Here is a 14548-nt window from a genome sequence, read left to right as displayed (position 1 = left end):
TGCACGCCTGTTTCTCTGGAATAAAAATCACATCGGCGTACCGGGCTGCATCAGTACCCCGGTACGCTTCAAATCGTCATTCCTGCGCAGGCAGGAATCCATCGTATTAACGTCTGTGCGCTTGAGTCTGGTGCGCCAGCACAGTTAAACAAGATGCTGCCTGCCAGTCTTTCGCAATAACACGCATAAGCTTTCACTGGCGCTATTTGATACCGATCGTTACCAAGTGGTGCCAAGCGGCAATAAGCAACATGGACTGCCGTTATGATCGATACCGCACAAAGAAGTTACATCTAGTTACATTAAGTTTTCTTTGATATATTTATTTTATATTTAGTTTACTATACTGGGCAGCAACTGCCAGCATCGCGCGCAGTTGCTGCCTCATTGACATCTCCCATCAACAGTTTCTTTGCCAAGGAAGGGCTCATCGCCAGGCCATACCATCGACATTATCAACATCATCAATAGCATCAGCATCAGCATCAGCATCAGCATCATCAAAGCATCAGCATCGACAGTTCTTACATTCAAAAATACTTATTCGGAGACAGTATGAATGCGATCAAACTTAGTTTTACCTTCCTGGCAATTGCCTTGGCACACATCAGTGCCTATGCCGGGAATATCTCTTTGCGTGTCGCTTACAGCGATGGCAGGCAGGGTACGAATTTCACCCCTGTGCATGCCGAGCTTGGCGAGTTTGGCCTGACACCCAGCCTGGCGCAGGGTGGGCAGGGAGATAAATGGCGCGTCGTCGCCAAAAATGCACAAGGCGCCGTCATCCATGAAGTGCTGGTGAGGAACGCACAGCAGCGCCATGTAGAAGTATTCAATCAAAAAAACGGCACCATCGACGTGTCGCAGCAGGTCAGGCAGGCTGATGGCGTCTTCGAGGTGTCCCTGCCTTTTGATGCGCAGATCGCCAGTGTTGAAATCCAGCAGCAATCTACCGGCACCGCAGGCATGGCGCCTGTGCCGCCGCAGTTGACCGTATTTGACCGGGCTAGCCTTGAGAAAATCGCACGCAGCAGCCAGGTGGCACGTGTCCAGGGCCCACCGCCTGCAGCGACAGCCACCACGATCATCGATAACGGCCCGTCCAATGCGCGTATGGACATTGTCTTTGTCGGTGATGGCTACACGGCTGCCGAGATGGATAAATGGCATGCAGATGCGCAGAAAGTGATTAACGGTTTCATGGCCGACCCGCTGTTTGCAGCCAACCGCGCCAGCATCAATGTGCGCCGCGTCGATGTCGCCAGCAATCAGTCGGGCGTGGATGAGCCTGACAAGGGTATCTACCGCGATACGGCCATGGATGGCAGCTTTTATTGCTATAACCTCGATCGCCTGTTATGCGTCAATTCGACCAAGGTGTACGACATCGTCGGTTCGGTGCTGGCACCCGATCAGCGCGATATCATCGTCGTGGTTTCCAATTCGACGCGCTATGGCGGCTCAGGCGGGGAAATAGCGACCTTGTCCATGCACGCGCAGTCAGTGGAAATTGCCCTGCATGAAATTGGTCACACCGCCTTTGCCCTGGCCGACGAATATGATTACGGCACCTGTAGCCTGAGTGCCGAACCGACTTCGGGTGATGTATCGCTTAACGGCACACGTAACGTCAAATGGGGCGGGCTGATCTCATCTGCCACTGCCGTGCCAACCAGCCTGGGGCAGTATGCCAATGGCACTGTCGGTGTCTTCCAGGGTGCGCAATATTGCACGACCGGCAAATACCGTCCGACAGAAAACTCACGCATGCGCACGCTGGGTTATCCATGGCATGCCGTGAATGAGGGCATTGCCAAAACCGTATTTGCCTCCTATGCCCCAGTGACAGGCGGCCCTGTCACGCAGACCGGTAGCCTCACCAATGGCGCGGTAGCCTATGCGCCCAGTGCATCGCCCGGTTATATCCAGGCAGGCAACGGCACGTTTAGCGTACAACTGAGCGGGCCAGCGGGCGCTGACTTTGACCTCTACCTGTTCAAGTATTCGGGTACTGCCTGGATCAAGGTGGCTGCCAGCGAAGGCAACACATCGTCAGAATCGTTCAACTATGCGGGTACGGCGGGTTATTACTACGTCCAGGTCAAATCGTATTCTGGCAGTGGCAATTACACGGTGACGTATTCGTTTCCGCCTAAGTAAACTGGCTTGGCCGGGGGATGTTTCTTTGCGGATGAAGGAGTGTCACTGATTCGTAGGTGCGATTAGCGCAGCATAATCGCACACATATACTTTCCCCGGTCAGCAAGACATCAATTGCATCGTCTGCGATGGTCGTGAATGATGCAATTGATGCGCATTGATACGCATCGATGCGCTCTGGCGATAGTCAGCATACGTGCGATTACGCTGTGCTAATCGCACCTGCGGAGGTGGCAGGGCGCACTGCGCCTTACCTTCCTCTTATGAACGTGAGAAAAACTCCCGCGTCATCATACTCACCCCACCTTGCAAGGCCAGCTGAACTGAAACACCGCGCCGCGTGGCGTGTTATTGCCCAAGGTGATGTTGCCGTTGAAGGATTCTATGGTTTTTCTGACGATGGCCAGGCCCATGCCGCTGCCTTCTACTTCGTCGCGCGGGCGCAGGGTCTGGAACATGGTGAAGACGCGTTCGCGGTGTTCTTCGGCGATGCCGGGGCCGTCGTCAGCGACAGCAAATTCATAGCGGCCTTCGCCCGGTGTGGCGCTGACGGTGATAGTGCCGCTGGCCTGGTCATGGTGCTTGATGGCATTGTTGATGAGGTTGCGAAACACCAGTTCCAACGGCACCTTGTGGATACTGGCGATGGGGAAATCACCATTTAATTGCAACTGGTAAGGGCGGTCATTGCAGCACAGGTCAAACACGTCGGTGACCAGTTGGCCTATGTCTATGCGTTCGAGGTTGCCGCCCAGCTGGCCCGCGCGGAAATACAGCAGCAGGTCGTCGAGCAGTTTTTCCATGCGTTTGATACGCACGCGCATCAGACGCAGGTGTTCGTCGGTGTCCTTGTCGAACTTGCCCATCAGGTCTTCACTGAGCCAGGTCGCCAGCTGGTCAACACCGCGCAATGGCGATTTTAGGTCATGCGAGGCGACATAGGCAAAATTATTCAGTTCCTGATTGCGGCGTGACAGTTCATCGGTGAAGCGCTTGCGCTCAGAGATATCGACAATGGCAGACAAGACCTTGATGCCATCGGCGGTTTCTATCGGGTTGAGGCCAATTTCAACCGGGAATTCGCTGCCGTCCTTGCGCAGGCCAAACAGGTCGCGGCCACTGCCCATGGCGCGTGTGCTGGGGTCGGCAAAATAATCCGAGCGCAGGCCAGGGTGGTGATGGCGAAAGCGCTGCGGTATCAGAATCTCCATGGGCTTGCCCATGAGTTCGCTGCGGCTGTAACCGAAAATCTGTTCGGCCTGGGCATTGAGCATTTCGATGTGGCCGTGTTTGTCTATCATCACCATGGCATTGGGTGCGGCTTCCACCACCTGGCGGAAACGCAGTTCCTGGCGCTTGCGCTCTGAGGTATCAACAATGGATGACAAGACCTTGATGCCATCGGCGGTTTCTATCGGGTTCAAGCCAATTTCAACCGGGAATTCACTGCCATTCTTGCGACGGCCAAACAGGTCGCGGCCACTGCCCATGGTGCGCGTACTGGGCGAAGAAAAATAGCTGCTGCGCAAGCCGGGGTGCTGATGGTGAAAGCGCTCGGGTATCAACATTTCCACCGGCTGGCCCAGCAGTTCTTCGCGGCTGTAACCAAAAATCTGCTCAGTCTGGGCATTGACCATTTCTATCTGGCCGCTGCTGTCTATCATCACCATGGCGTTTGGGGCAGCCTCTACTACCTGGCGAAAGCGCTGTTCCTGGCGTTTGCGTTCAGAGATGTCGACAATAGCCGACAGCACCTTGATGCCGTCGCCAGTTTCTATCGGGTTCAGGCCAATTTCAACCGGGAATTCGCTGCCGTCCTTGCGCAGGGCAAACAGGTCACGGCCACGGCCCATTTCACGCGTGCTGGGAGAGGTGAAATAGTCTATGCGCAGGCCGGGGTGGTGATGGCGAAACCGTTGGGGTATCAGTACTTCCATGGTTTTGCCTATCAGCTCGCTGCGGCTGTAACCAAAAATTTGTTCGGCACGGGCATTCACCATTTCTATCTGGCCGCGCTTGTCTATCATGATCATGGCATTCGGCGCGGCTTCCACCAGTTGGCGGAAATGCCTTTCGCTTTGCGCCAGCCTGGCATTGATGCGGTAGCCATCGCTGAAATCACGGGCGATGACCGACATACCGTTGAAGCGGCCCTGTTGGTCAAGAATGGCGGAGATGGTCAGCGACACTGGCAATTCCATGCCGCTTTTGCAGCGCCGCATGGTTTCAAAATGCCCTAAGGGTTCATCTTGTTGCAGCAGTTGGCACAACTGCGCATGCTCAGGCAGTTGGCCGCGTGGGAACAGGCTGGCCAGCGGGTTGCCCATGATTTCGTGGGCAGGATAACCAAAGATGAGGTCAGCCGCCGGGTTCCAGCTATGGATATTGCCGTCCAGGTCGCAGGCAATAATGGCGTCATTCGATGAAGCGACGATGGCTGCCAGCAAACAGTCTGGTTCGTGACCAGTTTCAGGTTTGCCGGGCGTGGGCGTCATGACGGTATTTCCTCGCTAAAAAAGTCGCTTCAAACTCGTCAACATTGACGGCGCGCGAGTAAAGGTAGCCTTGCAAAAGCTCACAACCATGGTCTGTGCAAAAATCGGCCTGTGCCTGTGTTTCCACGCCTTCGGCGACCAGGGTCAGACCCATGGTTTTGGCAAAGGCGATCATGGCAGCCAGCAAACGTTCTGGCGATTCGCCGTGGCCCACGCCTTTGACAAAACTCTGGTCTATCTTCAACACATGGATGGGGAAGAGTTTAAGGTGGCCAAAAGACGAATAACCGGTACCAAAATCATCCAGTGACAATTTAACACCGCGTGCCGCCAGCTTGAGCAGGATGCTGGCCACGTGCACTGGGTCACGGATCAGGGCATTTTCAGTAATCTCCAGCTCCAGACAGGCAGGGTCCAGCCCACTGCTGTGCAAAGCCTCGTCAACGGTCGCCAGCAAATTGTCGCCCTGTAATTGTATGGACGAGACATTGACGGCCACCGTCAACTCCTGTGCATGCAAAAACGGTAGTGAACGCCATTGCTGCAATTGTTTGCAGGCGGTGCGCATGACCCACTGGTCGATTTCAAACATCAGGCCAAGCTCTTCTGCCATCGGCAAAAATGTGCCGGGTGCCAGTACGCCTTCGACAGGGTGGTGCCAGCGCAGTAGCGCTTCCATGCCGCCTACGCTGCCGTCACTGGTATTGATCTTGGCCTGGTAATAGACTTTCAACTGGTCATTGCGCAGGGCTTGGCGCAAATCCCTTTCCAGATAGATGCGGTGGCGCACGGCCTGATGCAACTGGTCGGAATAAAAATGGCTCTGGTTGCGGCCTTCCTGCTTGGCACGGTACATGGCGATGTCGGCGCATTTCATCAGTTCGGTAGCGCTGTCGGCGCAGGAGCCAAAGACGGCGATGCCTATGCTCATGGTTACGTCCCATTCGACGCCATCGAGCACGATGGGTTTCTTGAAAGCGTCGACGATGCGGCCCGCCAGCAAGATTGCCTGGTCTACCCTTTCCATATCCTGCACCAGCACGACAAATTCATCGCCCCCCAGGCGTGCCAGCAAATCGCTGCCGCGCGTGGTGGTGCCCAGGCGACGGGCCACCTTGACCAGCAACTGGTCGCCGATGGCATGGCCATAGGTGTCATTGACGTTCTTGAAACGGTCCAAATCCAGCAGCAATACCGCCAGTTTGCCATGCAGGTTTTCGCGGCGGGCGCGGCTGACGGCAAATTCCAGCGCGCGTTCAAAATCATAGCGGTTGGCCAGACCGGTCAGGGCATCGTGTTCGGCCAGGTCGCGCAACTGGTCATAACTGTTGCTGAGTTCGGTTTCGAGTTTATGGCGGTGGCGTGCCTGTTGCACGGCGCGCAGCAGGCGGCGGGCGCTGACTTCGTCTTTTAGCAAAAAATCTTGGGCACCGGCTTCGATGGCCTGTTCCGCCAGGGTCACATCTTCCTGGTTGGTCAGCATGATGATGGCGGTGTGGTGGGTCTTGTCCATGCGCAGGCTTTTCAGGACTTCGATGCCATCGCGGTCAGGCAGGCGATAGTCAAGCAAAATGACATCAAAGCGCGTGGCCTGCGCTTTCATCAAGCCTTCCAGCGCTGTGGTGGCTTCTGAAATATTGACGGATACCGGCACCTGTTTCATCGCCCGCATGACTGAACGGCGGTCGAGTTCATCATCATCAATGACCAGTATTTCCAGTGCGGCGGTCTGTTGAGATCCAGCTAACATCATGCGTCCCCTTATGCGATAGGAAGTTCGACTATGCGCCAATAACGATCCAGCATTTCGATGACACGCATGAAGCCGTCACCGACATGCTGTTTGACGATATAGCCGGCCACATGCTGCGAATAAGCCAGCACCTTGTCCTGATCGTCTTGCGAGGTGGTTAAAACAAACACGACTGCAGGCGACAACTGCGTATCACGGCGCAGCTCGGCCAGCATTTCCTGCCCGTTCATGCGTGGCATATTAATGTCTAGCAAAATCAGGTAGGGGCGCGTCACACCGTTTGGCTGACGCAAAATTTCCAGCGCCTCGATGCCATCACGTGCACGCACGATGGGATTGGCAATTTTGAGTTTTTTGAGCGCCCGTTCTATACCCATGACATCAACGTCATCATCGTCCACGATCAGTATCGTGACCGGTTTGGTCTGCGGGATGCTGTCATCCATAAGAACGCCTTTCGACAGAAGGGCCATCAAACAATAATACTACAGGGCAACTTTTATGCAACATTATTTTTCAATTGGAGGACATTGCTCTAAATTTAATTTGAAAAATTCGCATTTAATTGGAAATTTATTAAGTCAATAGTAGGCAAATTAGCACGATGGTGCAATATTGAATGACAGGAGTGTTACGTTTTTAACATGAAGTTACAATTTGAGTAACATTACGCAATGCCTTGTTTTTCCTACCTCTGAGATGTCGCGGGTGATATCAGCGCAGGGCAGGGCGCTGCAAGGTAGAGAAAACGCAGATAAAAAACAAATAAAGAGCAAATAAAGAGCAAATAAAGAGCCTTGAATAAAACACACTTTGTTGATGAAAGCTCATGTACCATCAAACATCACACTTGCTGATTATGCAAATAATGAGCTGACAGGTCATGCTGTTGCCACAAAGATTCGCCATCATCAGGTAAGTCAAATCAGGGCAGAGCAGGGCAGGGTGCGGTGAGACAGGCGCAGAGGCCATCAGCCGCAGCAATGCCTGCGTTGGAGTAAAGCTGGGCAAGCCAGGGAATTGAGTCTATCGAAGTCAACTGAAGTTAATCCAATAGGGGGCAGCATGGCGGCAAGTGAAGGCAGTGATCATTTTTATATTTCTGCGAAAGAACATGATCTGGATGATGAAGCAGGCGCCGGGCGCATGATACTGGCGCACGGCAAGCGCACTTATGCGGCCCGTGCCTGCCTTGCTACCGGCACACTGGTTGCAATGGCAGATGGCAGCCAGGAACGGATAGAAGATTTGCAGGCAGGCGAAACCGGCATTGCCACGGCAGGGCTGGATCTGAAATTCGTGCCGGGCACGGTCAGCAGCCTCGTCAAAAGCAATACCGCCGAATTCAGGAACAGCATCTACCTGCGTTACCAGGACAGCGATGGTGCCGTGCTGGAGCGCGTCGTCAATATGGATTACCCCTTCCTGCTGGCTGACAAGACCCTGGTACCTGCCTATGCCTTGCAGGCCAGCGACCAGTTGCAAGGCGGTGATGGCAGGCCAGTCAGCATTGATGCCATCGTCATGGGTAACTATATAGGTCAGTTCTGGGAACTGATCTGCGGCAAGGCTGACACAGCCAGCCTCGATGGTCACCTCCTGATCAGCGAGGGTGTCGTCACTGGTGACGCCAGCATCATCATGCCAGACCAGAGCAACGCGCAGCGCCCGTCCATCGGCTCCAGCGCCTGGCTGGAAAAAAATGGTTCGGAAGAACATACCTATACCCAACCGATACAACTGGTGGATGGCATTTTCATTCCGGCGGCGGCTTTTGCGGTTGCCATCCCGGCGTATGCCAGCGCCTTTTTACCGGAAGTGCAAGCCGCCGTACTTGACCGCCACGCACCGAAAGAGCCGACATCCAGCCTCTATCTGCCAGACCTGTGTGAACACCTGGTTGAATTTGTTTTCGAACCGCGCTATTACGATATCCGTTTCCACTTCAACTGGTATGACAATACCGTCAACGCCTATGCCTGGGTCAACCCGGCTTCGGGCCAGCAAACCGTGTATCTGTCTGGCGGGCTGGCGCGTATCAAGGGCTTTGCAGTAGAAGGGCTGGCACTGGCACTGGCGCATGAAGTCGGGCACCTGCTGGGCTGGCCGCTGTTGCCTGGTGGTGTTACCTGCGAAGGCCGGGCAGACTGGTTTGCCGCCGCCGTGGCATTGCGCGCCATCTGGTTTGGTGAAGAGCATGCCGCCCGCCTGCCCAAAGCCATCGCCCAGCTGGAATTGTTGTATAGCTACCTGCAACAGGCCAAAGAGCAGGATGACACACTCGATATCACCCCGCCGACGCAAGAAGCCAATGGCCAGCCATATCCCGACAACCATAGCCGCATCACGATATTACAGACTGCGCTGATTTCCAACATTGCGCCGGAATGCTCTTTCGGCCTGCCCGCTGACGGGGCCGACACTGTTGAAGGCACAGAGGGTATCGATGATGGCCTGCATGCGGAAGTCAACAGCAAGATCGCCGGCCCACGTGACCGCCAGCGTAAAAAAAGCAATCATCTGGCACCTCTGACAACCGCCGGCAAGACAGCCGGTGCGCGTGACCGCCAGCGCAAGAAAGATGGCGGCGGTGATGACCGCCCATGGCCGGACGATGATAGTGACCCGCGCCCACTGCCAAGCAAGCTGGCAGGTGCACGCGATCGCCAGGCTAAAAAAGACTATCGCTTCAGCGCGCTGGCAGAAGATATTTTGTCTGGCGACCATGACCTTGATCATGCAGACGAGGAGTATCACGGCCTGCATATCGCCGACGGTTCAGAGCAGTTTGAAGAAGATGATTTTGACGGCAGCGATGAAGACCAGTTTGATGATGTGACTGGCGAGAATAAAATCAGCCTGTTACGCGATCTCGTCGATGAACTGCTTGCACTGCGCGAACAGGCGCAGGCTGGCTACGACGATGATGATGAAGACCATGAAGTTAAAATCAGCGGCGCACGTGACCGTCAGCGCAGGAAAGTAAGGAGGCTGAGTGCCGATGTCAACGCCGATGTCAGTGCCAAACTGGCCGGTGCGCGTGACCGTCAGAGAAAGAAATTGTCCTTGCATGATGAAGACCTGTCGTCATCGGACGTATCTGACGATACCGGTTTGTTACGCGATCTTGTCGATGAACTGCTTGCACTGCGCGAGCAGGCGCAGGCTGGCTACGGCGATGATGAGTATGAACAGGCAGAAGCCAAGGTCAGTGGTGCACGCGACCGTCAGCGCAAGAAAAAATACCTGGCCCAGGGTGTTGGCGTCGCCGCCAAATTCCCTGGCATACGAGACCTTGGCCGTGGTCAGAAGCGCGAGCCACGCAATATGCTGGCGGAAGCCTCTGACGAGGCAGATGATGCCGATACATTGCTTGAGCATATCGCAGAATTTCTGGGTAGTTCAGAGCTGGAAACAACAATCAAAACCAGTGGTACACGAGACCTTCAGCGTCGGAAAAAGACAGCGCTGCTGGGTGCCGAGCTCGATACCAAGCGTGCTGGTAATCGTGACCGTCAGCGTAAAGAGAAATGGGATGGCGTTGTTGGTGATGACGATGCGCTGGCATTTCATGAATACGATGAAGTAGATGACTTGCGCGAACAGATCGCAGAATTGCTTGAAAATTCTGATCTGGGAGACGCAGCAAAAATCAGTGGTGCCAGAGATCGTCAGCGCAGAAGAAAACCTTTGCAACTGGGTGCTGAACCGGATGATGCCAAACGGCCTGGCGCGCGTGATCGTCAGAAGAAAAAGAAAATGGCATTGCAAGGCGAAGCAGAGGTCGATTTTGACGAAGCAGATGACCTGCTTGAGCAGATTGCAGAATTGCTGGAAAATTATGATCTGGGAACGACAGCCAAGCTCAGCGGTGCAAGAGACCGCCAGCGCAGGAAAAATGCGAATACTTTGGCCGCTAAGGATAATGTAAAAATCTATGGCCCGCGTGATCGTCAACGGAAAAAACGCATGGATTACAGCATTGATGACGACGATGCCCTGGCATTCCATGAGCCCGATGAGGCAGATGACTTGCGCGAACAGATTGCAGAATTGCTGGAAAATGCTGATCTGGGAGACGCAGCAAAAGTCAGTGGTGCCAGAGACCGTCAGCGCAGAAGAAAACCGTTGCACCTGGGTGCTGAACCGGATAGTGCCAAACGCTCTGGCGCGCGTGATCGTCAGAAGAAAAAGAAAATGGTACTGCAAGGCGAAGCAGAGAGTGACTTTGACGAAGCAGATGACCTGCGTGAGCAGATAGCAGAATTGCTGGAAAATTATGATCCGGGAACGACAGCAAAAGTCAGCGGTGCAAGAGACCGCCAGCGCAGGAAAAATGTGATTGCACTGACCACCATGGACGATGCCAAGATCTATGGTCCGCGTGATCGTCAGCGGAAAAAGAAATCGGATGGTGTTGTGGGTGATGAAGATAATGCCCTGGCCTTTCATGAATCCTATGAATCTGATGAGCCGGATGAAGCAGATGTCTTGCGCGAACAGATCGCAGAATTGCTGGGAAATTCTGCCCTGGGGGAGACAGCGAAAAGAGCTGGCGCAAGAGACCGTCAGCGCAGGAAGAAATGATATTTTCAGGGACTGATGTGCTCGTCAGAAACAGTAAGAACCTGAACGGTCGTTGAAATCGGCGCGTGGCCTGGTGCAAAAAAGCACCGGGTTGCGCGCTTTTTTTATGTTGAAAACCGCTCAGAAAAAAGGACATTATGCTGAGTCTTAAAATCCATGCCCCTGCCTTGCGTCAGGGATGGCATGCGACTGATGGTGAAATAAGTTGCAGCGCAAGCTGGGTGCGTGCACTGCAACACCCCATGCTGGAATCGTATTCCCTGCGTGCACCTGGCACGAGCGCACTGGTCGTGCGTGAACGCGGCCCCGGGCCTGCCGCCAGCCAGGTGATGGGCAGGGAGCAATTTGCCGCCGCCATCGAGGCAGCCTGTGCATGGCCCTTGCAGACCTGCATTGCATTAATCGACCATACTGATGGCACTGTGCGCGTACGTCAGGGTTCCTGGGGTACGGCCCCGGTCTTTTTTTGTGAAGCTGAATGGACCCTGCATGGACACTGGGACCCCTTGCAACTTTATCAGCACCTGCCTGGCCTGAACAGTTTGCACCCTGGACGGGCTGCCCGGTTTTTGCATGAATTTGACATGCCGTATTCGCGCCATACCCTGTTTGACGGCTTGCAGGTCACGACAGCAGGCAGTTACGCACGCTGGCAGGGCGGTGGCATCCACATTGCCTACCCGCGTGAAGCGGCGCCTGTCAGCCGCAAGCCCTTGCGCCCGGGTGCTGAGCCTGCGCAGGCAGCGGTGACGATACTTGATCAGGCCATACGGCGCTGGCTGCATGATGATGTCCGCTATGCGTCTGAATTGAGTGGCGGGCTTGATTCCAGCCTGGTGTCGATAGTCTGCCAGCAGCACCGGCCACAATGGCAGACTTATGGCATTCATATCGATGCACCGGGCCAGCAGCCAAGGCGGCAATCATTGATAGACCGTTTCGGTTTTGTCGACCACACGGTTGAGCTTGATGCCCACCTGCCACTGGCGCGCAATTCGCCGCGCTGGCAACAGCAGGTCAGCGTACCCTGGGAAGAAATCTATGATGAAGGCGTCAATGTCATGCTGAGCCTGGCCGCGCAACAGGGTGTGCAAGCGATGTTTACCGGCTTTGGCGGCGATGAATTATGTCCGCTCTATGGGGATGAAGATCCGCCACCGCCGGAACTGGCTGCGCTGGAACCGGCCACCTGCGTGCGTACGCAATCTGATTTTTTGACACTGCGCGCCGTGCAGGCCATGCGCAATACGCCACGTGCGCCTGCACCCCGGGCCGCCATTGATGCCTCTTCACTGGAGTCTGCCGCGCTGGGTTCGGCCATGTATTTGCGTCATGGCATCTGGCCGATACATCCTTTATGCACGCCAGAACTGAACCTGTTCTGCGGTGCACTGCCGTGGTCATGGCGGGTAGGCCGCACGATAGAAAGACGCATGTTGCGCGAACTCAACTGCACTACCGAGGTGGTGGACAGCCGCGTCAACGACAGCTTCCAGACAGCCCTGTCGGCAGGCATGCGCGACAGCGCCACGGCACAACTGGCCGAATTGTTTGACGCCCCGTTGCTGGCCCAGGCCGGGCTGGTAGACAGCAAGCGCTTGCAAGCGCAATTCCAGGGCTGGTGTGAAGATGGCAGCGATGATGAAGTCTTGCCCTTCTACAGTGCCGCCAGCCTTGAATTGTGCCTGCGCCACCTGGCCGGAGACGCCGCATGAGTGCAGTGACAGGGGCAAAAAAAATGGCCAGGCTGGGCATGTACCTGGACATCAACGACCCCGAGCCAGATCCGGCCGGTGTGTTTGGCCGTGACATTGCAGTAGAAGGTTTTTGTGGCGCGCTGTTGCAGTATTCCCGTCCTGGCGAATTGCGGTTTTTTCAGAACAGTCCGCTGCTGCAAAAGCGCAGTAACCCCATGCCGCGCCTTGAACAGCAGGCCGCAGCGCAGGTGCGCCCCGTGCTGGCAGAAATGCGCGCCTTGCGCAATCATTTTGCGGATCACCCATTTGCCGCCTGGCATGACCTTGATGGCAATTTGCATGGCGCACATGATTTGCGCCAGCGCTATTCGTCGCGCCTGTATCCGGTCACGGCCACGCCGCATGCCTACAGTTATGCCGGCCTCAACCATAGCTGGATATTGCGCATGCTGTTGCAAGACGGCCAGCCCTGTGATGCACTGATTTGCCCGACCGCTTCAGCCAGGCAGGTTGTGCAGAATATGTTTGCCAGCGTCAGCGCCAGCCTGGAAGCCAGCCACGGCCTGACACTGTCTTTCACACCGCGCCTGGCCACCATACCGCTGGGGGTGGACAGCAAGGTGTTCCGGCCAAGGCCAAAAACACCCTTGCGCCAGCAACTGCGTTTGCCGGCAGACGCATTGATATTGTTATGGGTAGGGCGCTTTTCACCACTCGACAAGGCAGATCTGCTGCCACTGCTGCAAGTGTTTGCACGTTTGCGGCTCGGCCCTGAAGGCCAGCCGCTGGTCTTGCTGATCGGTGGTTCCGGCCACCAGTTTGTCAGCCATACCTTGCAGGCTCATGCGCGTGAACTGGGTATCGCTGATCGCGTATTGTTGCGCCCCGTGCCAGTACGGCAGCGGCATCTGTACCACGCAGCGGCAGACATTTTTGTCTCACCGGCGGACAGCATACAGGAAACCTTTGGCATCACCCCCATCGAAGCCATGGCCTGCGGCGTGCCGCAAGTGGTGTCTGACTGGGACGGTTACCGCGATACCGTCATCGACGATGTGACAGGTTTCCGCATCCCCACCTGGATGCCTGCACCTGTCGCAGATGGCACGCTTGATGACGTCAGCCTGGGCGCAGGCGTGTATGACGCCTATGATATGTCCGACCATCTCGCTAGCGCCCAAAGCGTGGTGGTCGACCCCGATGCCTTGGCGGCCAGCCTGCAAAGCCTGATCGATTCTGCGGCCCTGCGCCAGCGCCTGGGTGCGGCATCACGTGAGCGGGCGGTTGCCAGTTACGACTGGCAAGTCGTGGTCGGCCAGCATGAAGCCTTATGGGATGAGCTGGCCGATGTCGCCAGCCACACGCCGTGGCAGCCACAGCCGCAAAAAGACTATAACCTGCAGGCGATACCGCAAGTGTTTTCTCACTACCCCAGCGCGCAACTTGATCAGCAGGGTCAGATCGCGCTCACTGATGAGGGGCATGCGATCTGCCAGGGCAGGGCCAAGCTGCCCGCTTATCACCATGCACTCGGTGTGTTGTCCATCCCCTTCCTGAGCGCTGCGTTGCTGCAACTGGTGCATGGCCCGGCCAGCTTTGGCGAACTGGCAGGCAGCCTGGGTGCCAGTTGCCATCTCAGGCCCCAGCAGGCGCACAGGCAACTGATGTGGCTGCTCAAAATGGGTCTGGCCAGGCGACTGCCTTGATCCCGCTGATTTTGTAACTTTTGATTACATAATTGCCAAGGGGCATTGATAAATGAACATGCACCTGCCTTATAATGATCTACCTGGCTCTTGCATGTGCAAAGGTAAGCATATGCAGGGGCTTTTAATTTATCTGCTTGCGAGATGGAA

Annotated in this window: 7 protein-coding genes; 4 read left to right on the top strand and 3 right to left on the bottom strand. The window is 55.5% G+C overall.

All coding sequences use genetic code 11. The annotated features are described in order from the left end of the window. The first annotated feature begins 555 nt into the window (after positions 1-555). Positions 556-2160: a M64 family metallopeptidase gene (locus tag ACO0LH_RS01800; protein ID WP_422939331.1), complete on the top strand. Its 1605-nt coding sequence runs from the start codon at positions 556-558 to the stop codon at positions 2158-2160. 296 nt (positions 2161-2456) lie between these two features. Here ACO0LH_RS01800 and ACO0LH_RS01795 read toward each other — a convergent pair whose 3' ends face one another. From ACO0LH_RS01795 to ACO0LH_RS01785, 3 genes are read right to left on the bottom strand one after another with little or no spacing between them, the layout of a single operon-like run. Next, positions 2457-4655, bottom strand: a complete 2199-nt coding sequence (locus tag ACO0LH_RS01795) for a PAS domain-containing sensor histidine kinase (protein ID WP_422939330.1) — start codon at positions 4653-4655, stop codon at positions 2457-2459. After that, positions 4630-6405 (bottom strand): putative bifunctional diguanylate cyclase/phosphodiesterase, encoded by a 1776-nt coding sequence (locus ACO0LH_RS01790; RefSeq protein ID WP_422939329.1) that lies wholly within the window; start codon positions 6403-6405, stop codon positions 4630-4632. Before ACO0LH_RS01790 ends, ACO0LH_RS01795 begins: the two co-directional genes overlap by 26 nt. An 11-nt stretch (positions 6406-6416) precedes the next feature. Next, the gene (locus ACO0LH_RS01785; RefSeq protein ID WP_422939328.1) at positions 6417-6854 is read right to left on the bottom strand and encodes a response regulator; all 438 of its coding nucleotides are present in this window, start codon (positions 6852-6854) and stop codon (positions 6417-6419) included. A gap of 619 nt (positions 6855-7473) precedes the next feature. Here ACO0LH_RS01785 and ACO0LH_RS01780 point away from each other — a divergent pair. The 3 genes from ACO0LH_RS01780 (at position 7474) to ACO0LH_RS01770 (ending at position 14398) form a co-directional block, all read left to right on the top strand. After that, positions 7474-10995 (top strand): hypothetical protein, encoded by a 3522-nt coding sequence (locus tag ACO0LH_RS01780; RefSeq protein ID WP_422939327.1) that lies wholly within the window; start codon positions 7474-7476, stop codon positions 10993-10995. Positions 10996-11132: 137 nt separating this feature from the next. Further along, positions 11133-12710: an asparagine synthase-related protein gene (locus tag ACO0LH_RS01775; RefSeq protein WP_422939326.1), complete on the top strand. Its 1578-nt coding sequence runs from the start codon at positions 11133-11135 to the stop codon at positions 12708-12710. Continuing rightward, positions 12707-14398: a glycosyltransferase family 4 protein gene (locus ACO0LH_RS01770; protein ID WP_422939325.1), complete on the top strand. Its 1692-nt coding sequence runs from the start codon at positions 12707-12709 to the stop codon at positions 14396-14398. Before ACO0LH_RS01775 ends, ACO0LH_RS01770 begins: the two co-directional genes overlap by 4 nt. Positions 14399-14548 lie beyond the last annotated feature (150 nt).

It is taken from the genome of Undibacterium sp. TJN19, from assembly GCF_049339485.1.
Taxonomy (GTDB): Bacteria; Pseudomonadota; Gammaproteobacteria; order Burkholderiales; family Burkholderiaceae_D; genus Undibacterium.
The sequence above is the reverse complement of the archived record's forward strand: the minus strand, read 5'-3'. Positions and strand labels throughout refer to the sequence as shown.